Annotated in this window: 17 protein-coding genes; 11 read left to right on the top strand and 6 right to left on the bottom strand. The window is 60.5% G+C overall.

From position 1 onward, the window contains the following. Positions 1–19 precede the first annotated feature (19 nt). Entirely contained in the window at positions 20–1,939 is a 1,920-nt protein-coding gene (locus tag BLR63_RS14400) for an ATP-binding cassette domain-containing protein (RefSeq protein ID WP_010563743.1), read from the top strand. A gap of 65 nt (positions 1,940–2,004) precedes the next feature. Here the strand turns inward: BLR63_RS14400 and BLR63_RS14395 are convergent, their stop codons facing one another. Next, positions 2,005–2,451, bottom strand: coding sequence for a universal stress protein (locus BLR63_RS14395; protein ID WP_010563744.1), 447 nt, complete (start codon positions 2,449–2,451; stop codon positions 2,005–2,007). A gap of 106 nt (positions 2,452–2,557) precedes the next feature. Here BLR63_RS14395 and BLR63_RS14390 point away from each other — a divergent pair, with 106 nt between their 5' ends. The 7 genes from BLR63_RS14390 to BLR63_RS14360 all read left to right on the top strand — a co-directional run bounded on the left by BLR63_RS14390 (position 2,558) and on the right by BLR63_RS14360 (position 11,078). Further along, positions 2,558–2,995, top strand: a complete 438-nt coding sequence (locus tag BLR63_RS14390) for a hypothetical protein (protein ID WP_010563745.1) — start codon at positions 2,558–2,560, stop codon at positions 2,993–2,995. A gap of 597 nt (positions 2,996–3,592) precedes the next feature. Next, complete coding sequence (gene fadB / locus BLR63_RS14385; RefSeq protein WP_010563746.1) at positions 3,593–5,740, top strand: fatty acid oxidation complex subunit alpha FadB; 2,148 nt, start codon at positions 3,593–3,595, stop codon at positions 5,738–5,740. A gap of 29 nt (positions 5,741–5,769) precedes the next feature. Continuing rightward, a complete protein-coding gene (fadA, locus tag BLR63_RS14380) occupies positions 5,770–6,945 on the top strand; it encodes an acetyl-CoA C-acyltransferase FadA (RefSeq protein ID WP_010563747.1) in 1,176 nt (391 codons plus the stop codon). A gap of 96 nt (positions 6,946–7,041) precedes the next feature. Beyond that, positions 7,042–7,278, top strand: a complete 237-nt coding sequence (locus BLR63_RS14375; protein ID WP_010563748.1) for a DUF1653 domain-containing protein — start codon at positions 7,042–7,044, stop codon at positions 7,276–7,278. Between the two features lie 114 nt (positions 7,279–7,392). Beyond that, positions 7,393–10,014, top strand: coding sequence for a type I DNA topoisomerase (gene topA, locus BLR63_RS14370; RefSeq protein WP_010563749.1), 2,622 nt, complete (start codon positions 7,393–7,395; stop codon positions 10,012–10,014). Positions 10,015–10,204: 190 nt separating this feature from the next. After that, positions 10,205–10,726 (top strand): DUF6586 family protein, encoded by a 522-nt coding sequence (locus tag BLR63_RS14365; protein WP_010563750.1) that lies wholly within the window; start codon positions 10,205–10,207, stop codon positions 10,724–10,726. Between the two features lie 118 nt (positions 10,727–10,844). Then, positions 10,845–11,078, top strand: a complete 234-nt coding sequence (locus tag BLR63_RS14360) for a hypothetical protein (RefSeq protein ID WP_010212068.1) — start codon at positions 10,845–10,847, stop codon at positions 11,076–11,078. Positions 11,079–11,108: 30 nt separating this feature from the next. Here BLR63_RS14360 and sulA read toward each other — a convergent pair whose 3' ends face one another. Together sulA and lexA are read right to left on the bottom strand one after the other, a co-directional pair. Beyond that, positions 11,109–11,582 (bottom strand): SOS-induced cell division inhibitor SulA, encoded by a 474-nt coding sequence (gene sulA, locus BLR63_RS14355; protein ID WP_010563751.1) that lies wholly within the window; start codon positions 11,580–11,582, stop codon positions 11,109–11,111. Positions 11,583–11,592: 10 nt separating this feature from the next. Continuing rightward, positions 11,593–12,201, bottom strand: a complete 609-nt coding sequence (gene lexA, locus BLR63_RS14350; RefSeq protein ID WP_003172575.1) for a transcriptional repressor LexA — start codon at positions 12,199–12,201, stop codon at positions 11,593–11,595. A gap of 263 nt (positions 12,202–12,464) precedes the next feature. Between lexA and psrA the strand changes: the two genes are divergently transcribed. Then, entirely contained in the window at positions 12,465–13,172 is a 708-nt protein-coding gene (gene psrA / locus BLR63_RS14345; RefSeq protein WP_010563752.1) for a transcriptional regulator PsrA, read from the top strand. A gap of 155 nt (positions 13,173–13,327) precedes the next feature. Then, on the top strand, positions 13,328–14,326 hold the full coding sequence (gene nagZ / locus BLR63_RS14340; RefSeq protein ID WP_193384739.1) for a beta-N-acetylhexosaminidase: 999 nt from the start codon (positions 13,328–13,330) through the stop codon (positions 14,324–14,326). A gap of 57 nt (positions 14,327–14,383) precedes the next feature. On the opposite strand, the gene BLR63_RS14335 is transcribed toward nagZ, so the two are convergent. Genes BLR63_RS14335 through mfd form a run of 3 tightly spaced genes read right to left on the bottom strand, consistent with a single transcriptional unit; the run spans position 14,384 to position 21,114 of the window. Continuing rightward, entirely contained in the window at positions 14,384–17,077 is a 2,694-nt protein-coding gene (locus tag BLR63_RS14335) for a DEAD/DEAH box helicase (RefSeq protein WP_010563754.1), read from the bottom strand. A 9-nt stretch (positions 17,078–17,086) separates the two neighbouring features. Then, on the bottom strand, positions 17,087–17,653 hold the full coding sequence (locus tag BLR63_RS14330) for a CsiV family protein (protein ID WP_010563755.1): 567 nt from the start codon (positions 17,651–17,653) through the stop codon (positions 17,087–17,089). A gap of 11 nt (positions 17,654–17,664) precedes the next feature. Further along, complete coding sequence (gene mfd / locus BLR63_RS14325; RefSeq protein WP_010563756.1) at positions 17,665–21,114, bottom strand: transcription-repair coupling factor; 3,450 nt, start codon at positions 21,112–21,114, stop codon at positions 17,665–17,667. A gap of 340 nt (positions 21,115–21,454) precedes the next feature. Here mfd and BLR63_RS14320 point away from each other — a divergent pair, with 340 nt between their 5' ends. After that, a complete protein-coding gene (locus BLR63_RS14320; protein ID WP_042946537.1) occupies positions 21,455–22,918 on the top strand; it encodes a glyceraldehyde-3-phosphate dehydrogenase in 1,464 nt (487 codons plus the stop codon). The last annotated feature ends 188 nt before the right edge of the window (positions 22,919–23,106 follow it).

The following is a 23,106-nucleotide window of genomic DNA, read 5'->3' as shown; positions in this document are numbered from 1 at the left end:
CCAGTTTTTGGAGAAGCGTATGACCCTGCTCAAATTCAGCGATGTGTCCCTTGCTTTCGGCGCTATGCCGTTGTTGGACAAGGTGTCCTGGCAGATCGCCCGTGGTGAGCGGGTGTGCATCATCGGCCGCAACGGCACCGGTAAATCCAGCATGATGAAGCTGGTGAAAGGCGACCAGAAGCCCGATGACGGCTCTGTCTGGCGCGCTCCGGGCCTCAAGATCGGCGAATTGCCGCAGGAATTGCCGGTGGCCGACGGACGGACAGTGTTCGACGTGGTCGCGGAAGGCCTGGACGGTGTCGGTGAGTTGCTGGCGCAATACCATCACCTGGCGCAGAACTGCGTCACCGAGGAAGACCTGGACAAGCTGATGCACGTCCAGCAAGACCTCGAAGCCCGTGACGGCTGGCGCTTGCAGCAACTGGTGGACAGCACCTTGAGCCGCCTGCAGTTGCCGGCCGATAAAACCCTCGCCGAATTGTCCGGCGGCTGGCGTCGTCGCGTGCTGCTGGCCCAGGCACTGGTGTCCGAGCCGGATCTGCTGCTGCTCGACGAACCGACCAACCACCTGGACATCGGTGCCATCGCCTGGCTCGAAGAAGCCCTCAAGGATTTCCAGGGCGCCGTGCTGTTCATCACCCACGACCGGTCTTTCCTGCAGAACCTGGCCACGCGCATTCTCGAACTGGACCGTGGCGGCCTGATCGACTGGAACGGCGACTACGCCAGCTTCCTGGTGCACAAAGAGGCCGCACTGGCCGCCGAAGAGACCGCCAACGCGCTGTTCGACAAGAAACTGGCCCAGGAAGAAGTCTGGATCCGCCAGGGCATCAAGGCCCGCCGCACCCGTAACGAAGGCCGCGTGCGCGCCCTCAAGGCCCTGCGCGTCGAGCGCAGCGAGCGTCGTGAGCGGACCGGCAAGGCCAATATCCAGCTGGATACCGCCGACAAGTCCGGCAAGCAAGTGATGGTGCTGGAAAACGTCAGCTTCCATCACCCAGACGGCCCGTTCCTGATCAAGGACTTCTCGATGGTCCTGCAGCGCGGCGACCGTATCGGCCTGCTGGGCGCCAACGGCACCGGCAAGACCACCTTGCTCAAGTTGATGCTCAGCGGCCTGAAGCCGACCAGCGGCACGGTGGAAGAGGGCACGCGCATCGACGTGGCCTACTTCGACCAGTTGCGCCACCAGTTGGACCTGGAAAAAACCGTGATCGACAACGTCGCCGAAGGTCGCGACTTTATCGACATCGACGGCCAGAGCCGCCACGTACTCAGCTACCTGGGCGATTTCCTGTTCAGCCCGCAGCGTGCACGTACGCCGGTGAAAGCCTTGTCCGGCGGCGAGCGCGCGCGGCTGCTGCTGGCCAAACTGTTCAGCAAACCCGCGAACCTGCTGGTACTCGACGAACCGACCAACGACCTCGACGTGGAAACCCTCGAGCTGCTGGAAGAGGTCCTGCTGACCTTCAACGGCACTGTGCTGATGGTCAGCCACGACCGGGCATTCCTCGACAACGTGGTCACCAGCACCCTGGTCTTCGAAGGTGAAGGCAAGGTGCGTGAATACGTCGGCGGTTACCAGGACTGGCTGCGCCAGGGCGGTTCGCCGCGTCTGCTGGGCGTGACCGAGAGCAAGTCCGGCAAGGCCGACCTCACGTCGGCAGTGGTGACGCCTGCCGCCGCCCCTGCACCGGCCCCTGAAGCGGCCCCGGCTGCCAAGAAGAAGCTCAGCTACAAGCTGCAGCGTGAGCTGGAAGCCTTGCCGGGTGAGATCGACGCCAAGGAGCAGCAGATCGCTGCGGTCGAAGCGCAAATGGCTGACGCGGGGTTCTATCTGCGCCCGGCGGCGGAAACCGCCGCCGTCATCGCTTCCCTGGAAACGCTGAACCAGGAGCTGGAAGCGTTGGTGGAGCGTTGGGCCGAGCTGGATGCCTGATTGATCCCCATGCAATAAAAAGCCCGGCGTTCACGTAAGTGAGCGCCGGGCTTTTCGTATCGGTATTACTTGCTGGTGTCTTTGATCAGTTTTACGGCCAGCACATCGCATGGCGCACCGTGCAGTACATCATTGGCGGTAGAACCGAGCAGCAGCGCGAGGCCGTGGCGACCATGGCTGCCGACCACGATCAGGTCGCAGTGGTGTTCCTTGGCGATTTGATGGATTTCCTGGCGCGGTTGGCCGTAGGTGAGGTGGGCGTTTTCCTTGGTCACTTCGGGGTATTTAAGCGTCAAGCGTTCAACCCGTTCCTTGGCCTGGTCGAACTGTTGTTGCTGCAATTGGGAAAGGTCCATAGGCACGTCGCCGCCAAAGGCCATGGCCATCGGCTCTACGATATGCACCAGTGACAGTTTTGCCCCGCAAGCGATGGCGACGGCGCGGGCGCGTTTGATCACTGGATCGCACTCTTCGGTCAGGTCTACGGCGACCAGAATATGTTCGTATGACATGGGGCGTACCTCCAGGGGACTGCAATAGATTCAGTATGGCTGCTTTCCAAGCGGAAGGTTTTGCATCAAGTCAAATCCGCTCATCTAGAAAATCGGGAGTACACATATGACGGTCTGGATAGTGGTGTCAATCCTTGTGGTGGTTCTGAGCCCCCTGGCATGGCTGCGCCCGTCGCGCCATCAGAGCGGGCGCATGGCCCTGCGCATGGAAGCGCGCCGCATCGGCCTGGCCATGCAATTGGCCCCTCAGGAGTGGCCGCACTGGCTCAAGCAGGAACCGCCGAGCCCGTGTGCGCAGTACTGTCGACCGCGGCGCGGCAGTGCGCCGGCGACATGGAGTTATTGGCAGTCGGAGCCGGGGGTGTGGGTCAATCGGTGGCGTGAAGAATGTGTGGACGAGAAGTTGTTGCCGTATTTTGCGACGCTGCCGGCCAACGTCTACAAGGTCGAGGCCGACGAGCAAATGATCGCCCTGTACTGGGGCGAGAAAGGCGAGGCGAGCGTATTGAAGGACATCGACGCGCTGCTCAAGGCCCTGGCCTGACACATCCCTTGTAGGAGCTCGCTCGCGAAAAACGCAAGAGCGACGCATACATTCTGGATGCGCGCGTTATCGTTGACGATCTTCGCGAGCAAGCTCGCTCCTACGGGAGCCTTGAATCGCAGGTAATAAAAAGCCCGACATCATCATCGGGCTGGGGTTGGCCAGGCAGGCCGGTAAATCTGTGTTTCCTGCGTCGGATATTCATCCAGGCGCGTTACGGTTGTCGCTAGCCTAGCGGCATATCCGGTTCTGTACAGTTTTTTCCCACACATTTTTTATTATTGATTTCGTGAATAGTCGGATATTGACGACGCGCGGCCTTCGGGTCGAGGTTCGGAAAATGACTGGAAAGTCGCGTTTTCCCCAGCCTTTCGAGCGATTGACAATTGTCCGGAATTGGATGAAGGTGGCGTACCCAAATCAAACGGGCGTATGAATTGAGCGTTTGTCTGTCAGACCGCTCATACAGAATCCCGACTATCGCATTGGCGGGTGTGCCTGGCGCATTGGGGTGAGCATTGACGCAACTATCAATGTCCAACCAGAGGCCAGCGTCCGATGTGTACTGTTCAGCTTCCATATCGTGGAGATCAGTTGATGATTTACGAAGGTAAAGCCATCACGGTTAAGGCTCTTGAAAGTGGCATCGTCGAATTGAAATTCGACCTCAAGGGTGAGTCCGTCAACAAGTTCAACCGTCTAACCCTGAACGAACTGCGTCAGGCCGTAGACACCATCAAAGCAGATGCTTCGGTCAAGGGCGTGATCGTCTCCAGCGGCAAGGACGTGTTTATCGTCGGCGCTGACATCACCGAATTCGTCGACAACTTCAAGCTGCCCGATGCCGAGCTGGTGGCTGGCAACCTCGAAGCCAACAAGATTTTCAGCGATTTCGAAGACCTCAACGTCCCGACCGTTGCCGCGATCAATGGCATCGCGTTGGGCGGCGGCCTGGAAATGTGCCTGGCGGCAGACTTCCGTGTCATGTCGGCCACGGCCAAAATCGGCCTGCCTGAAGTCAAGCTGGGCATCTACCCAGGTTTCGGCGGCACCGTGCGCCTGCCGCGCATCATTGGGGCCGACAACGCCATCGAGTGGATCGCCGCCGGTAAGGAAAACAAGGCTGAGGACGCGCTGAAAGTCGGTGCCGTCGATGCTGTGGTTGCCCCGGAAAAACTGGCCGAAGCCGCGCTGAACCTGATCAAGGGCGCCATCAGCGGCGAATTCGACTACAAGGCCAAGCGTCAGCCGAAGCTGGAAAAACTCAAGCTCAACGCCATCGAACAAATGATGTCGTTCGAAACCGCCAAAGGTTTCGTGGCTGGCCAGGCGGGCCCGAATTACCCTGCGCCGCTCGAGGCGATCAAGACTATCCAGAAAGCCGCGAACTTCGGTCGCGACAAAGCCCTGGAAGTGGAAGCGGCAGGTTTCGTCAAACTGGCCAAGACCTCTGCGGCCCAGAGCCTGATCGGCCTGTTCCTGAACGATCAGGAACTGAAGAAAAAGGCCAAGGCCTACGATGAAGTCGCCAAGGATGTGAAGCAGGCCGCCGTGCTCGGCGCCGGCATCATGGGTGGCGGTATCGCTTATCAGTCGGCGTCCAAAGGCACGCCGATCCTGATGAAAGACATCAACGAACACGGCATCGAGCAGGGCCTGGCAGAAGCCGCCAAGCTGCTGGTGGGTCGTGTTGATAAAGGTCGCATGACTGCGGCGAAAATGGCTGAAGTGCTCAACGGCATTCGTCCTACCTTGTCCTACGGCGATTTCGGCCATGTCGACCTAGTGGTCGAAGCGGTTGTGGAAAATCCGAAGGTCAAGCAAGCCGTGCTGGCAGAAGTGGAAGCCCAGGTCAAAGACGACACCATCCTGGCGTCCAACACCTCGACCATTTCTATCTCACTGTTGGCCAAGGCCCTCAAGCGTCCGGAAAACTTCGTCGGCATGCACTTCTTCAACCCGGTGCACATGATGCCGCTGGTGGAAGTGATCCGTGGCGAGAAGTCCAGTGAGCTGGCGATCGCCACCACCGTTGCCTACGCCAAGAAAATGGGCAAGAACCCGATCGTGGTCAACGACTGCCCGGGCTTTTTGGTCAACCGCGTGCTGTTCCCGTACTTCGGCGGTTTCGCCAAGCTGGTCAGCGCCGGTGTGGACTTCGTGCGTATCGACAAGGTCATGGAAAAATTCGGCTGGCCCATGGGCCCGGCGTACCTGATGGACGTGGTCGGCATCGACACCGGCCACCACGGTCGCGACGTGATGGCTGAAGGCTTCCCGGACCGCATGAAAGACGAGCGCCGCTCGGCGATCGACGCGCTCTACGAGGCCAAGCGCCTGGGCCAGAAGAACGGCAAGGGCTTCTACGCCTACGAGACCGACAAGAAGGGCAAGCAGAAGAAGGTCGCCGATCCGTCGGTACACGAAGTGCTTGCTCCGATCATCTACGAACAGCGTGAGGTGTCCGACGAGGACATCATCAACTGGATGATGATCGCCCTGTGCCTGGAAACCGTGCGTTGCCTGGAAGACGGCATCGTCGAGACCGCCGCCGAAGCCGATATGGGCCTGGTGTACGGTATTGGTTTCCCTCCATTCCGTGGTGGTGCGCTGCGTTACATCGATTCGATCGGTGTGGCTGAGTTCGTTGCCCTGGCTGATCAATACGCTGATTTGGGCCCGCTGTACCACCCGACCGCGAAGCTGCGTGAGATGGCCAAGAATGGCCAGAGCTTCTTCGGTTAAGCGTCCCATACACTTGAGCGAGAATATTTATGAGCTTGAATCCAAGAGACGTTGTGATTGTCGACTTCGGTCGCACGCCGATGGGCCGCTCCAAGGGCGGCATGCACCGCAACACCCGCGCCGAAGACATGTCGGCGCACCTGATCAGCAAATTGCTGGAGCGTAACGTCAAGGTCGACCCGAACGAAGTCGAAGACGTGATCTGGGGCTGCGTCAACCAGACCCTGGAGCAGGGCTGGAACATCGCCCGCATGGCCTCCTTGCTGACCCAGATTCCGCACACTTCGGCTGCCCAGACGGTCAGCCGCCTGTGTGGTTCGTCGATGAGCGCACTGCACACTGCCGCCCAGGCGATCATGACCGGCAACGGCGATGTATTCGTGGTCGGTGGCGTGGAGCACATGGGCCACGTCAGCATGATGCACGGCGTCGATCCTAACCCGCACATGTCGCTGTATGCGGCCAAAGCCTCGGGCATGATGGGCCTGACCGCGGAAATGCTCGGCAAGATGCACGGCATCACCCGCGAAGCCCAGGATGCATTCGGCCTGCGTTCCCACCAGCTCGCCCACAAGGCAACCGTGGAAGGCAAGTTCAAGGATGAAATCATCCCGATGAACGGCTACGACGAGAACGGTTTCCTGAAACTGTTCGACTACGACGAGACCATTCGTCCGGACACCACCCTGGAAAGCCTGGCGGCCTTGAAGCCAGCGTTCAATCCGAAGGGCGGCACCGTGACCGCGGGTACTTCGTCGCAAATCACTGATGGTGCCTCGTGCATGATCGTGATGTCGGCGCAGCGTGCCCAGGACCTGGGCATCCAGCCGATGGCGGTGATTCGTTCGATGGCGGTGGCGGGTGTGGACCCGGCAATCATGGGCTATGGTCCAGTACCGGCCACGCAAAAAGCCTTGAAGCGCGCAGGCCTGACCATCGCCGATATCGACTTCTTCGAGCTCAACGAAGCTTTCGCCGCACAGGCCTTGCCCGTGCTGAAAGATCTGAAAGTACTCGACAAGATGAATGAGAAGGTTAACCTGCACGGCGGTGCGATTGCCCTGGGCCACCCATTCGGTTGCTCCGGTGCACGTATTTCCGGCACTTTGCTCAATGTGATGAAGCAAAATGGCGGCAACCTCGGGGTTGCAACCATGTGCATTGGTCTCGGCCAAGGCATTTCCACCGTCTTCGAACGCATCTAAGCGTCGGGTTGACGGAAGCCGGGGCCCAGTGCCCCGGTTTTTGTTTTTCGGTATTTTTATTATTTTTTTTAACAAATTTTGTAAGGGGGCCAAAACATGAAAGTCGAACCGGGGCTCTATCAACATTATAAAGGTCCGCAGTACCGCGTTTTTAATGTGGCGCGGCACTCCGAGACCGAAGAAGAAGTGGTGTTCTACCAAGCACTGTATGGCGATTACGGCTTTTGGGTGCGCCCTTTGAGCATGTTCCTCGAGTCCGTCGAAGTTGACGGCGAACAGGTCCCGCGCTTTGCTTTGGTCCAGGCCGAACCCAGTCTTTTTTCAGGGCAATAACGGCAGGTCGCGCAGACTGCTGCGCTTGACCTCACCTTGTTGCCACTATATATAGCGTTGCCGCGTCAGGCGCCAACTGCCTTTCACTTCTCGAATTCAGGAATTTTCCGATCCATGGGCAAATCGCTGGTCATTGTGGAATCCCCGGCTAAGGCCAAGACCATCAACAAGTACTTGGGTAACGAGTACGTGGTGAAGTCGAGTATCGGCCATATCCGAGACCTGCCCACCAGCGGTTCGGCTAGCGCCAGCAAGGAGCCTGCCGCCAAGCGCGGCAAGGCGGCCGCGGGCGAAGGTCCGGTGCTCACGCCTAAAGAGAAAGCGCGCAAGCAGCTGGTCTCGCGTATGGGTGTGGACCCGGAACATGGCTGGAAGGCCAAGTATGAAATCCTTCCGGGCAAGGAAAAGGTCATCGAAGAGCTGCGCCGGCTCGCCAAAGATGCCGACACCATCTATCTCGCGACGGACTTGGACCGCGAAGGGGAAGCCATTGCCTGGCACCTGCGGGAAGCCATCGGCGGTGATGACAGCCGCTACAAGCGCGTGGTGTTCAACGAGATCACCAAGAAAGCCATCCAGGAAGCCTTCTCCAAGCCGGGCGAGCTGGATATCGATCGTGTCAACGCCCAGCAGGCCCGTCGTTTCCTCGACCGCGTCGTGGGTTACATGGTCTCGCCGCTGCTGTGGGCCAAGATCGCCCGTGGCCTGTCCGCCGGTCGTGTGCAATCGGTCGCGGTAAAGCTGGTGGTGGAGCGTGAGCGCGAGATCCGTGCGTTCAACCCCGAAGAATATTGGGAAGTCCACGCTGACCTGGGCACCGCCAAGGGTGCCAACGTGCGCTTTGAAGTGGCCCGCGAAAAAGGCGAGGCCTTCAAGCCGCTGAACGAAGCCCAGGCCATGGCAGCGTTGGAGAAACTCAAATCCTCCAGCTACAGCATCGTCAAGCGCGAAGACAAACCGACCAGCAGCAAGCCGTCGGCGCCGTTCATCACCTCCACCCTGCAACAGGCCGCGAGCAACCGCCTGGGCTTCGGTGTGAAGAAAACCATGATGATGGCCCAGCGTTTGTACGAAGCCGGCTACATCACTTATATGCGTACCGACTCCACCAACCTGTCGCAAGACGCGGTGGCGATGGCGCGTACTTATATTGAAAGCGAATTCGGCAAGAAGTACCTGCCGGAGAAGCCGAACGTCTACAGCAGCAAAGAAGGCGCCCAGGAGGCTCACGAAGCGATCCGGCCTTCCGATGCCAATACCGAGCCAAGCAAGCTCAGTGGCATGGAGCGTGACGCTGAGCGCCTCTACGAACTGATCTGGCGCCAGTTCCTGGCCTGCCAGATGCTGCCGGCGCAATACCTGTCCACTACCGTCAGCGTGGGCGCCGGCGACTTCGAGCTGCGTGCCAAGGGCCGTATCCTCAAGTTCGACGGCTACACCCGCGTCATGCCGCAGATCGCCAAGCCCGGCGATGACGATGTACTGCCGGACATGGCCCAGGGCGACACGCTGAAGCTGATCAAGCTCGACCCATCCCAGCACTTCACCAAGCCGCCGGCGCGTTATTCGGAAGCCAGCTTGGTGAAAGAGATGGAGAAGCGCGGTATCGGTCGTCCGTCGACCTATGCGGCGATCATCTCCACCATCCAGGACCGTGGCTACGTGGCGCTGCACAACCGTCGCTTCTATTCGGAAAAAATGGGCGACATCGTCACCGAGCGTCTGTCCGAGAGCTTCTCCAACCTGATGGACTACGGTTTCACCGCCGGTATGGAAGAGAACCTCGACGACGTGGCCCAAGGCGAGCGCGACTGGAAAAACGTGCTGGACGAGTTCTACGGCGACTTCAAGAAGAAGCTCGAAGTGGCCGAAAGCCCTGAGAGCGGCATGCGCGCCAACCAGCCGGTCATGACCGACATCCCGTGCCTGACCTGTGGCCGGCCGATGCAGATTCGTACCGCGTCCACCGGCGTGTTCCTCGGTTGCTCGGGCTACAGCCTGCCGCCGAAAGAGCGCTGCAAGGCCACCGTCAACCTGGTGCCGGGCGATGAGATCGCTGCCGATGACGAGGGTGAGTCCGAGTCGCTGGTGCTGCGTGGCAAGCACCGTTGCCCGATCTGCAGCACGGCGATGGATGCTTACCTGCTGGACGAGAAACACAAGTTGCACATCTGCGGTAACAACCCGGATTGCGACGGTTACGAGATCGAAGAGGGCAGCTACCGCATCAAGGGCTACGAAGGCCCGAGCCTGGAATGCGACAAGTGCGGCAGCGAGATGCAACTCAAGACCGGCCGTTTCGGCAAGTTCTTCGGTTGCACCAATCCGACCTGCAAGAACACCCGCAAACTGCTGAAAAGCGGTGATGCGGCGCCGCCGAAGATGGACCCGGTGAAAATGCCTGAACTCAAGTGCGAGAAGGTCAACGACACCTACATCCTGCGTGATGGTGCCTCGGGGCTGTTCCTGGCTGCCAGCCAGTTCCCGAAAAACCGCGAGACCCGTGCACCGTTGGTGCTGGAGATCGTGCCGCACAAGGATGAGATCGATCCGAAGTACCACTTCCTGTGTGAAGCGCCGAAGAAGGACCCGGACGGTCGCCCGGCCGTGATCCGCTACAGCCGCAAGACCAAGGAGCAGTACGTGCAGACCGAAGTGGACGGTAAGCCTACCGGTTGGAAGGCGTTCTACGACGGCGGCAAGTGGAAGGTCGAGGACAAGCGCCAGGGCGCTTGATCGGCTAGTCTGTTAACGCTAAAAGCCGTCTGCATAGACGGCTTTTGCTTGCTGTAGCCGCGAGCTTGTTCGCGAAGGTCGTTAACGATTACGCGAAAAACTTGATGCCCAACGGCGGCCCCAGGTTTTTCGCGAGCAAGTTTGCTCCTACATATCAGCATCACGCCTATTCGTTGTGGAGATTGCCGTCATGGCCAACGAACTCTATACCCGTACCAACCAGAAAATTTATTTCGCGGGTTTGTCCCTGGAAGCCCTTGGCCGCGCCGAGGAAGGGAAAGAGATGAACGCCATCGCGCTGCTTCTGGCGGGGCGTGAAGCCGCCTTGTTCCACCTGTATGGTGCCTTGCTGGGGTTGTGCCATGAGATTGCCGGGTTCTACCGCTTGCCCCAGGCCGGTTCGCCCCGCGCGGAAATGATCATCAGCCGCGAAGTGCTGGAGACCATGGCCATCCCAGAGCTCGCCGAGTTGGTGGAAATGGCCCAAAACCCGGACAGTTGGGTCGCACGTTTACTCAAAGCCCATGCCGACATGTTCCAGCCACCGCGAATTCCCCGCGTGCCCAAGGGCGACGTGACACAGCCGCTGATCGTGGCGGTTACGCTGGAAGAGGATGAGCCCAAGCCACTGAGTCGGGAAGAGCTGGAGGGTTGGCGCCAGGAACTGAAAAAGATGGCGCTGCGCTTTCGTGAGGGCCTGAACGAGTGCTGAAGACGGGTTCGATTTCGTGTGCACCGTTCATCAAGCCGTAAAGAAACCCCCTCAGATCCTCAGCGAGGCCGGGCGGATGACTGATATAATCCCTGCCTTTCGTGGAGAACAGACTTTTATGCCGACGTCCTTTCTGGAAATTGTTGAGTTGCCTGACGGCCGAATCGAGCTGCGCCGTGCTGAGGACGAAGGTTCTCTGGTTATTCTGGATTTTTCCGAAGATGCAAAAGTGTTCCTGCAAGGCCAACACGTTGAAGTGGCAAAAGCCATGTTGAGTGTTGGTGTGCAGATGGCCGGTCGCCTGGCGGAAGGCGAGCCGGAAAAAGAGGATGGGCCGCGGGTTCTTCACTGAGTTTCAGGGTGAGCAAGCCTGCTCACCAGATTACCCCAATCGGATATTCAAGCTCTGTGCATCGCCTGTACGTGCGGCGCTGATCAGTTGTTGCTTGGCAGTCGCGTTCAGCGGGTTCAGCCAGCTCACCACCGTATGGCTGCGGCCCAGGCGCAAGGCTTCGCAGGTTAATTGCTGGGCGCTTTGGGTGCCGCGGGGTTGCAGCAACAGGATGCGCTCGCGGTTGAGACCTGCGTCCCGCAGCCAGGCCTGGGTCAGGCTGGCGGGCGGTGCGATCAGCGTCAGCCAGCGGGCATCCTGCTCCTCGCTCAACTCGCGAAGAATCGGTGCCAGCAGGCTCAGGCAGCTCCCGGCCGCACCGCGCAACGACAGCTCACTGAACACCTCGGGTTCGGCGCTCCAGGGCGCCTCGACCGTTTCCTTGAGGATCGGCGCAAGGGGTTGGGCCATAAAGGCCTCGAAAAGCGACAGTTGTGTGTGTTGTGGGGTGTGAACGAGCTGCATGATGCCTCCTTTAGCGGCGAATGACGCCGACGCTCAGGCCTTCGATCACCAGGTCCTGGTCTTTCAGGTTGACTTCAATCGGGGCGAACTCAGGGTTCTCGGCCAGGAGCCAGACCTTGCTGCCTTCGCGCTTGAAGCGTTTGACGGTGACTTCATCGCCGATACGGGCGACGACGATCTGGCCGTTACGGGCTTCGCGGGTGGTGTGGACGGCCAGCAGGTCGCCATCGAAAATGCCCACGTCCTTCATGCTCATGCCATGGACCCGCAGCAGGTAGTCGGCGCGGGGATGGAAGAAGGTCGGGTTGATGTTGCAGGATTCCTCGACGTGCTGCTGCGCCAGGATCGGCGCACCGGCAGCGACGCGACCGATGATCGGCAGGGTCGATTCGTCAGCCTTGGCTTCGAAGCCCGGGATGCGAATACCCCGCGAGGCACCTGGGGTCATCTCGATCGCGCCTTTGCGAGCGAGGGCCTTGAGGTGTTCCTCGGCGGCATTGGGGGATTTGAACCCCAGTTCCAGCGCAATTTCCGCTCGTGTCGGCGGGTAGCCGTTGTCATCGAGGCAGCGCTTGATAAAAGCCAGAATCTCAGCTTGGCGTGGCGTCAGTTTTAGCATGTTGATCGCTCTGTCTTTTTATACAGTGACTGGGATTATATACAGTGGACTGTGCTTGGCAATCATCCTTTTTTGCGCGTCCGCTGGACGGTCATCGGTTATCTCTCCTACACGGCAGAGATAGCGCTGCCTACAGAGTCGAAAGGATGTGATTAAATAGCGCTCAAATAGGTGACTGCCCGGCCGGAAAGCGAACCCACAGGCTTGACAAGACACAGGCTGAAACGTATGTTTCAAACAAGTGTTTGTCAGGCGGAGTAGCCATGGCCCAGTCGGAAACCGTTGAACGCATTCTCGATGCTGCTGAGCAATTGTTCGCGGAAAAAGGATTTGCTGAAACTTCATTGCGGCTGATCACCAGCAAGGCAGGGGTCAATCTTGCCGCCGTGAACTATCATTTCGGCTCGAAAAAAGCCCTGATCCAAGCGGTGTTCTCACGTTTCCTGGGGCCATTCTGTGCGAGTCTCGACCGTGAGCTCGAGCGCCGCCAGGCCAAGGCCGACCATAAGCCAAGCCTGGAAGAACTGTTGGAAATCCTCGTTGAGCAAGCGCTGGTGGTGCAACCGCGCAGCGGTAACGACCTGTCGATCTTCATGCGCCTGTTGGGCTTGGCCTTCAGTCAGAGCCAGGGCCACCTGCGCCGTTACCTGGAAGACATGTACGGCAAGGTGTTCCGCCGCTATATGTTGCTGGTCAACGAAGCCGCACCGCGTATTCCTCCGATCGAATTGTTCTGGCGCGTGCACTTCATGCTTGGCGCCGCAGCCTTCAGCATGTCCGGGATCAAAGCGTTGCGGGCGATTGCCGAGACCGATTTCGGCGTCAACACTTCCATCGAGCAGGTGATGCGCCTGATGGTACCGTTCCTCGCGGCCGGCATGCGCGCCGAAACCGGCGTGACCGACCAGGCCATGGTCGCCGCTCAATTGCGTCCGCGTAGCAAATCCACTTCAATCCCCGCGAAGGTTTGACCGTCCCGGGTGGGCGTGGCCGCTGGCATCCGCTAAGCTAGCCGCCCATGCCGAATTCAGCTATTTACTCGCAATCCGTCGTTCTCGCCGCGCTTGTCGCGCCGCGAGGGCGATGGATTGTGTGCGTTATTTAAGGAAGGTTTATGACTGCTGCCCTGCAAGGTTCTTTGATGGTCGACATTGCCGGCACATGGCTGACGGCCGAAGATCGCCACCTGTTGCGCCAGCCTGAGGTGGGCGGTCTGATCATTTTTGCGCGCAATATCGAGCACCCGCGCCAGGTGCGGGAGTTGAGCGCGGCGATTCGTGCCGTGCGCCCGGACTTGCTGCTGGCGGTCGACCAGGAGGGCGGTCGCGTGCAGCGTTTGCGCCAGGGGTTTGTGCGCCTGCCGGCCATGCGCGCGCTGGCGGACAACCCCAACGCCGAATACCTGGCCGAGCAGTGTGGCTGGATCATGGCTACTGAAGTCCTGGCCGTTGGCCTGGACCTGAGCTTCGCCCCGGTGCTGGACCTGGACTATCAACGCAGCGCCGTGGTCGGCACCCGTGCCTTCGAAGGTAACCCCGAGCGCGCCGCCGTGCTTGCCGGTGCCTTTATCCGTGGCATGAACAGCGCCGGCATGGCCGCCACCGGCAAACACTTTCCGGGTCACGGGTGGGCTGAGGCCGATTCCCACGTTGCGATTCCCAATGATGAGCGCAGTCTGGAGGATATTCGCGCCAATGATCTGGTGCCTTTCGCACGCCTGAGCCGGCAATTGGCAGCGGTGATGCCGGCCCACGTGATTTACCCGCAAGTCGATGCTCAGCCCGCGGGTTTCTCGCGTCGCTGGTTACAGGACATCCTGCGCGGTGAGTTGCAGTTTGACGGGGTGATTTTCAGTGACGATCTGTCCATGGCCGGTGCCCATGTGGTCGGTGACGCGGCCAGTCGGATTGAAGCGGCGCTGACTGCCGGTTGCGACATGGGTCTGGTGTGCAATGATCGTGCGGCGGCCGAGCTGGCGCTCAGTGCGGCCCAGCGGATGAAGGTCACGCCGTCGGCGCGGATTGCGCGGATGCGGGGCCAGGCGATTGCCTCGACGGACTACAAACAAGACCCGCGGTGGCTGACGGCGCTGACTGCGTTGCGGGATGCGCAGTTGATCGACTGACAGCCCAGGCATGTCCTTCGTGAGCAAGCTGGCTTGCTCGCGAAGACGGTCTAGCCGTCAACGTTTTTCCTGCTTATTGGGCAACGGCGCAAACAGCGCCTCGATATCCTCATTGCCCAACTGCCAATCCCCCGTGGTCCGCCCATCCAGCACGCCCGCTGCAAGGTCGGACTTTTCTTTCTGCAGGTGCTGAATTTTCTCTTCCACTGTGCCTCGGGCAATCATCTTGTACACGAACACCGGTTTCTCCTGGCCAATGCGATACGCACGGTCGGTGGCCTGGTTTTCCGTGGCCGGGTTCCACCAGGGGTCGTAGTGGATCACGGTGTCGGCTTCGGTCAGGTTCAGGCCTACACCGCCCGCCTTCAGGCTGATCAGAAAGATCTGCAGCTTGCCGCTCTGGAAATCCTTCACCGGTGTGCGCCGATCGCGGGTCTGGCCGGTCAGCAGCGCGTAGGCGACGCCGCGTTTTTTCAGCTCGAGTTCAATCAGGCTCAGCATCGAGGTGAACTGGGAGAACAACAGGATCCGACGCCCTTCGGCGAACAGTTCCTCGAGCATTTCCATCAGGCTGTCGAGTTTGCCCGAGCTGCTGCCACGGGAGGGCAGGCTGGCGTCGTTGACCAGGCGCAGGTCGCAGCACACCTGGCGCAACTTGAGCAGCGCTTCAAGAATGATGATCTGGCTGCGCGCCACGCCTTTGCGGGTGATTTCGTCGCGGACTTTTTTATCCATGGCCAGGCGCATGGTTTCGTACACGTCGCGCTGGGCTTCATTGAGGTCGACCCAATGGATGATCTCGGTCTTGGGCGGTAATTCCGTCGCCACCTGTTCCTTGGTCCGGCGCAGCAGGAAGGGTTTGATCCGACCGTTGAGGTGCTGCAATCGTACATCGCTGCCGCGCTTTTCGATCGGCGCGCGGTAATCGCGGTTGAAGCTCTTGAGGTCGCCAAGCCAGCCCGGCAGCAGGAAGTGGAACAGTGACCACAACTCACCCAAGTGGTTTTCCAGCGGTGTGCCGCTCAGGCACAGGCGCTGCCGTGCGTTCAGCTCGCGCGCCGCTTGGGCCGCTTTGCTGGATGGGTTCTTGATGTACTGGGCTTCGTCGAGGATCAAAACGTGCAAGGGCAGGGGCGCGAGCTGTTCGATGTCCTTGGGCAGTAGCGCGTAGGTGGTCAGCAGCAGGTCGTAGTCTTGCAGGCTCGCGAAGTGTTTTTTGCGCCCGGCGCCGTACAGCGCCAGCACCTTGAGTTGCGGGGTGAAGTGCGCCGCCTCGTCGAGCCAGTTGGGGATCAGACTGGTGGGCATCACCACCATGCAGGGCCGGTCCAGGCGTCCGGCGGCTTTTTCAGTAAGGATGTGCGCCAGGGTCTGCAGGGTTTTGCCCAGGCCCATGTCATCCGCAAGAATCCCGCCTACCTCCAGCTGACGCAGCGACTGCATCCAGCTCAAGCCTTCGAGCTGGTAAGGCCGCAGCGTTGCGTTCAAGCCTTCGGGGGGCGCGCAGGTGAAGTTCTTGATGTCCCGCAGGCGCTGGGCAAAGTTGCGAATCTTTTCGCCACCCTCCCATTGCAAGGGCAGGTCTTCCAGCGGGTTCAGGCGGATCGCATCGGCTTTTGCCAGGCGCAGCGTGGTGGCGCCGGGTTCCTGCAGGTAAAACTCACCGAGGGTTGCCAGTACCGGTTTCAGTCGGCCATAGGGCAACGCCACTTGCAGCGGGCCATGGCCGCCATTGGGTAGGGCGGGGATATTCACCAGGATCAGCTCATCATCACGCCGCCGGGCGATTTTTTCCGGGAAGAGGATTTCGGTGTGGGAGCGCATCAGGTTGAGCAGGATTGGCAGCAGGCTCAGGCGTTCGCCGTTGACGATGATCCCCAGCTCCAGGTCGAACCAGTCACGCTCCGGCCCTTCGTCGACGGTGGCATACCAGTCCTCCACCGGGCTCAGGTCGAAACCGAAGTCGTCGTCGATCTGCATTTCCCAGCCTTCGGCCCGCAGTGTCGGCGATGCGTTGAGGGTGAAGTTCAGCCACGCGCTGTCATTGACCATCTCGAACAGCTCGCCGGCGCTTTCCGGCAAGGCCTTGCTCTGGCGTGTGGCGATCTTGAAGCCAAGCAGGCGCAGTTGCTCGCGATACGGTTGCTCCAGCTCGGGATGGCGCTTGATGCGCAGGCTCTGGGTTTCCTGGCGCACGATGATGTCAGCGTTCTTTTGCCCGCTGACATAGTTGCCCAGATAGTTGAACGACAACGCTGCGCGGTGCTGGATGTAACGTTGCATCTTGCCGTTGCGCGGCTCGAACGCACTGAATTCGGCGCTGGCCAGCCACAAGCGCGGAACGGGCAGTACATCCTCCATCACCACCTGTGGCAGCGCCACACGGTTGTCCAGCACGGCCTGGAGTTTTTCCAGCAGTTCAGCGTCCTGGGCAGCGGCCGGGTAGGCCAGGGTTTCCTGAACCTTGAGCAGCACGGCGGCAATATGTTTGCAGTTGGTGTGCACTGGGCACGTACAGCGACTGTCCACCAGGATCAAGGTGCCCTTGGCTGATTCGCGCAGGGTAATGGTCTGCCGGTAGACGTTGCTGCCCGACCCCTCGCAACTGGCGACGATGGTGCTGTCGCCGCACTCGACGATGCGCACGCGGTTCTCCAGCGCATAACGCCGCCCACGCTCCAGGCTTTGCTCTTTGAAGCGATTGGCCCACGAGGGGGCCAGGGGTTTGGTCAGCGACGACGTCAGGGACATGGCGCGGGATCAGTCCTGAATGTCGGGCGGTGGTGCGCTGGGTGGTTTGGCGGTCAGCGAAGTGATCTTGATCAGCAGCGCCAGGTGGCCGCCGTCCAGATAGTTGAGCTGGTTGTTTTTGGTGCGCACGTCCTTTTGGGCCATGTGCTCGCTGGCGATCACGCTGCCGTTGCTGTCGAAGCGGTTGATCCAGAAGTCCGCATCGATATCGGTGAAACGACCCAGTTGCAGGCTCAGCACGCCCTCAATGGGAAACTGACCGAACTGTTCCGGGCCCTCGGTGATCGCGATTTTTACCGGCTGTTCACCGAGATTCTGCTCCCAGGCCTTGTGGGCGAGCACGGTGTAGTTGGTATCTGCACGCAGTTTGTCGACGATCGTACTCAGGCGCGGCGGGCTCATTTTATCGCCCAGGTGCACGGCCCCGGCGTCCCAGTCCTCCGGCGCGGCGCGGCTGCTTAGCTCCGGTTCCGCGTTCTGGCGCACCAGGATCATTTCCACTTGGTACGGGCTGTCGGCGTAGGCCGAGGGTGCGAGTACCACCAACATCAGGCTCAGAATGCGGAACACGCGCATTGGGGCGTCCTTCAAACAGATTTCGGGATGAGGCGCTCGAACAGCGCCTCCAGGGTATTGAAGCGTTCTTCTGCACGTTCCATCGGCACCATGAACTTGAACAGCGTAGCCCCTTCGAACTTGTAGCGGTTGGGCTGGCCTTGGATCAGCTTGATCAGCACCAATGGGTCCACCGGCGTCTGCGCTTCGAACTCAATGCGCCCACCCTGCGGCCCGGCGTCGACCTTCTTGATCCCCAGTTGCTCGGCCTGCAATTTGAGCAGGGTCAGGCGCACCAGGTTCTTGGTCGGTTCGGGCAGCAGGCCGAAGCGGTCGATCATCTCGACCTGCAGGTCCTTGAGGCCTTCTTCGTCGGTGGCCGAGGCAATGCGCTTGTACAGGATCAGCCGCGCGTGCACATCCGGCAGGTAGTCTTCGGGAATCAATGCCGGCAAGCGCAGGTTGATCTCCGGACCGCCGCCCAGGGGTTGATCCAGGTTCGGTTGCTCGCCTTTGCGGATGGCTTTCACCGCACGTTCGAGCATCTCCATATACAGGGTGAAACCCACGGCTTGGATCTGCCCGCTCTGGCCGTCGCCCAGCAGTTCGCCGGCGCCACGGATTTCCAGGTCGTTGGTGGCCAACACGAAGCCGGCGCCCAGGTCCTGGGTGTTGGCGATGGCTTCCAAGCGTTTTTCCGCGTCGCCGGTGATTTGCTGGCGCGGTGGCGTCAACAGGTAGGCGTAGGCCTGGTGGTGACTGCGTCCGACGCGGCCGCGCAACTGGTGCAGTTGTGCCAGGCCGAACTTGTCGGCGCGCTCGATGATGATGGTGTTGGCGCTCGGTACGTCGATGCCGGTCTCGATGATGGTCGAGGCGATCAGCACGTTGAAGCGCTTGTGGTAGAAGTCGCTCATCACCTGTTCGAGGTCGCGCTCGCGCATCTGCCCGTGGCCGATGGCGATGCGGGCTTCCGGCACCAGTTCGGCGAGGTCGGCGGCGCATTTCTCGATGGTTTTTACGTCGTTGTGCAGGTAGTACACCTGCCCGCCGCGCAGCAATTCACGCAGCAGCGCTTCCTTGACGGTGCTGTTGTTCTGTTCCATCACGAAGGTGCGCACCGACAGGCGTCGCGCCGGTGGGGTGGCGATGATCGACAGGTCACGCATGCCCGACACCGCCATGTTCAGCGTGCGCGGAATCGGCGTTGCGGTGAGGGTCAGGATGTCGACTTCACTGCGCAGGGCCTTGAGCTGTTCTTTCTGGCGCACGCCGAAGCGGTGTTCTTCGTCGATGATCACCAGGCCCAGGTTCTTGATCTTCACATCGTCCGACAGCAGCTTGTGCGTCCCGATCACGATGTCGATCTTGCCTTCCGCCAAATCGGCGACGGCGGCATTCACTTCCTTGGCGGACTTGAAGCGGCTCATGACTTCGACGGTGACGGGCCAGTCGGCAAAACGGTCGCGGAAACTGTTGTAGTGCTGCTGGGCGAGCAGGGTGGTCGGCACCAGGATCGCCACTTGCTTGCCGCCATGCACCGCGATGAAGGCGGCGCGCATCGCGACTTCAGTCTTGCCGAAGCCCACGTCGCCGCAGACCAGGCGGTCCATCGGCTTGGGTGCGAGCATGTCGGCGCGCACCGCTTCGATGGTGGTTTGCTGGTCCGGGGTTTCTTCGAAGGCGAAACCGGCGCTGAAGGTGGCGTAGTCGGCCTTCGGGTCGGCGAACGCATAACCTTCGCGCGCGGCGCGGCGGGCATAGATGTCGAGCAACTCGGCGGCGACGTCGCGCACCTGTTCGGCGGCCTTGCGCTTGGCTTTCTGCCAGGTCTCTGAGCCCAGGCGGTGCAACGGCGCGAGGGCGTCGTCGCTGCCGGTGTAGCGGGCGATCAGGTGCAGGTTGGCCACCGGCACATACAGCTTGGCGCCTTCGGCGTATTCCATGGTGAGGAATTCGGCGGCCTGGTTGTCGATTTCCAGGGTCTGCAGGCCCAGGTAGCGGCCGACACCGTGGTCGATGTGCACCACCGGCGCGCCTTCGCGCAGTTCGGTGAGGTTTTTGATCACCGCGTCGTTGTTGGCGTCGGCGCGTTTTTCGCGGCGGCGACGCTGCATCACGCGCTGGCCGAACAGCGGGCTTTCGGCGATCAGGGCCAGGGCCGGGTCGTCCAGCAGCAGGCCTTCGTCCAGCGGCGCGATGGTGATTGCCAGGCGATCCTTGCTCGCGACAAAGTCCGGCCAGCTGTCGACGGTTTTCGGGCGCAGCTTCAGGCGTTCCAGCAGTTCCAGCAGCACTTCGCGGCGCCCGGCCGATTCGGCGGTGAACAGCACGCGGCCAGGGAAGTCACCCAAGAAGTTGGACAGCGCTTCGAGCGGCTGGCTGGCCTTGGCTTCAATCGCCAGGTTCGGCAGGGTTTGCGCGGGGAAGCGCGTGCGGCCGCTGCCGGCGTCCACGTCCTCTTGGCTGGCGACCACGCGCGGCCAGTTTTTCAGGCGGGCGAAGCAGTCTTCGACCGGCAGGAACAATTCGGCGGGCGGCAATAAAGGACGGGATGGATCGACGCGGCGCTCTTCGTAGCGGTTGCGTACATCGTTCCAGAAGTTTTCCGCCGCCTGTTCGATACCCGGCAGCGAGAACACCTGGGTGTCCTGGGGCAGATAGTCGAAGAGGGTGGAGGTTTCGTCGAAGAACAGCGGCAGGTAGTACTCGATACCGGCCGGGGTAATCCCGCTGCTCAGGTCCTGAAAGATCGGGCAGCGGCGGAAGTCGACGTCGAAGCGCTCGCGAAAGCGCGCCTTGAAGCGCGTCACCGCGTCTTTCTGCAAGGGGAATTCCCGCGCCGGCAGCAGCTTGATCGACTCTACTTTGTCGATGGAACGCTGGTTTTCCGGATCGAAGGTGCGCAGGGTCTCGATTTCGTCATCGAACAGGTCGATGCGGTATGGCAACTTGCTGCCCATCGGGAACAGGTCGATCAGCGCGCCGCGCACCGCGAATTCGCCGTGTTCATAGACCGTGTCGACGCAGCGGTAGCCACTGGCCTCCAGTCGCGTGCGCATCTGCTCCACGTCGAGCTTCTGGCCGATATCCAGCACCAGGCTGCTGCCCAGCAGGAACTTGGTCGGCGCCAGGCGGTGCAGCGCCGTGGTGATCGGCACCACCAGCACGCCATGGGCCAGTTCCGGCAGGCGGTAAAGGCTGGCGATGCGCTGGGAGATGATGTCCTGGTGCGGCGAAAACAGGTCGTAGGGCAGGGTTTCCCAGTCGGGAAAGTGCAGCACCGGCAAATCGGGGGCGAAGAAGCTCAGCTCCTGCTCCAGCCGTTCGGCGCTTTGGCTGTCGGCGGTGAGCAGCAGGGTAAAGCGCTTGGCTGCGCTGGCAGCCTCGGCGATGGCCAGGCTCAGGGCGGCACCGGGCAAATTGCCCCAGTGCTGTTTACCTGCCGCGGCAGGGAGTTGCGGTAGACGCAGAACGGGCACGGAAGGTTGAGCTCCAAGCGTTGCGACAAAGTCGGTAATTGTAACGGCCCCAGGTGCCGCCTGTCAGTTGCTGACTGAGCCTATTACGGTTTGTGAGAAATGTGGTGGCTAAGACAAACAATGGCGTGGTTTGACTCAATATGTAGTGCCAAAAGGCATATGGTTTTCGGAGGGTTACGGATAAGTCCCTTGGCTCGTTCCACTGATGGCCTTCTGAAGCCCGCGTATTTGCTGGGCTGTAGCGGGGTGGCTTTTTTGGGTGAGCGCTTTTTGTTGTGGGACGCGCATTGCTCCGGAGGCGGCCGGGCGGCATAATGTAGCCCCTTTTTTCAGCCCCTACATGTGGAAGGTTCCCGTGACTCAGAAGCCCGACCAGTGTCTTGGTGAATGGATCGACCGTGAAGCACTCGCTGAAGCGATGATCCCGCTTATCGGTCAGCTGTACCGCAATAACAATGTGGTGAGCTCGATCTATGGCCGCAGCCTGATCAACCAGTCAGTCATTGCGATTCTCAAGGCGCATCGCTTTGCTCGCCACCGTTCTGCCAATGACAGCGAACTCTCCGTCCACGAAACATTCCCTCTGCTTAAGGCCATGAGCGAGCTCAAGCTCGGCGCGGCTTCGGTAGACCTGGGCAAGTTGGCTGCCAAATTCCGCGCCCAGGCCAATGGCCGTTCCGTCGAGCAGTTCGTGCGTGAAGAAATGGCCGACGTGGTTGGCAAGCAGAACGCCTCGGCCCGCAAAGGCACCGATGTTGTGCTCTACGGCTTCGGTCGTATCGGCCGCCTGCTGGCCCGCATCCTGATCGGCAAGACCGGTGGCGGCGACGGCCTGCGCCTGCGCGCCATCGTGGTGCGCAAAGGCGCCGAGAACGACCTGGCCAAGCGCGCGAGCCTGTTGCGTCGCGACTCGGTACACGGTCCGTTCAACGGCACCATCGTCATCGACGAAGAAAACAACACCATCACCGCCAACGGTAACCTGATCCAGGTGATCTACGCGAAGAATCCGACCGAGGTGGATTACACCCAGTACGGCATCAAGGACGCTCTGCTGGTGGACAACACCGGCGTATGGCGCGACGCCGAAGGTCTGGGTCAGCACCTGACTTGTCCAGGGGTTGCCCGCGTTGTCCTGACCGCACCTGGCAAGGGCAAGCTGAAGAACATCGTTCACGGCATCAACCATGCCGAAATCACCGCTGAAGACAAGATCGTGTCCGCCGCTTCCTGCACCACCAACGCCATCGTGCCGGTGCTGAAGGCTGTCAATGACAAGTTCGGCATCGTCAACGGCCACGTCGAAACCGTTCACTCGTACACCAACGACCAGAACCTGATCGACAACTTCCACAAGGGCAATCGCCGTGGTCGCAGCGCTGCGTTGAACATGGTGATCACCGAGACCGGTGCTGCCACCGCTGCTGCCAAGGCCTTGCCTGAGCTGGCCGGCAAGCTGACCGGTAACGCGATCCGTGTGCCGACGCCAAACGTGTCGATGGCCATTCTCAACCTGAACCTTGAGAAAGCCGCTACCCGCGACGAGATGAACGAGTACCTGCGCTACATGGCGCTGCACTCCGATCTGCACAAGCAAATCGACTTCGTCAATTCCCAGGAAGTGGTCTCCACCGACTTCGTTGGCTCGCGCCACGCCGGTGTAGTGGACGCAGAAGCGACCATTACCCAGGACAACCGTGTTGTGTTGTACGTGTGGTATGACAACGAGTTCGGCTACAGCTGCCAGGTGGTTCGTGTGATGGAAGACATGGCTGGGGTCAACCCACCTGCATTCCCGCGCTAAGCACTAGCGGTAAATGAAAACGCCCCGACTTGTCGGGGCGTTTTTGTATCTGGCATCGCCTGATAGCGCTGGCATTCTGCGGGATCGCGCTGCCTGTGGGATTTTCGCGAGCAAGCTCGCTCCTATGTATGGACTCGCCCCCACATTCAACCCGCTTTTCAAACATTGTTACCCGGTTGCATCTATGT

Source organism: Pseudomonas extremaustralis, assembly GCF_900102035.1.
GTDB lineage: Bacteria > Pseudomonadota > Gammaproteobacteria > Pseudomonadales > Pseudomonadaceae > Aquipseudomonas > Aquipseudomonas extremaustralis.
This window is presented reverse-complemented; position numbering and strand designations above follow the sequence as displayed.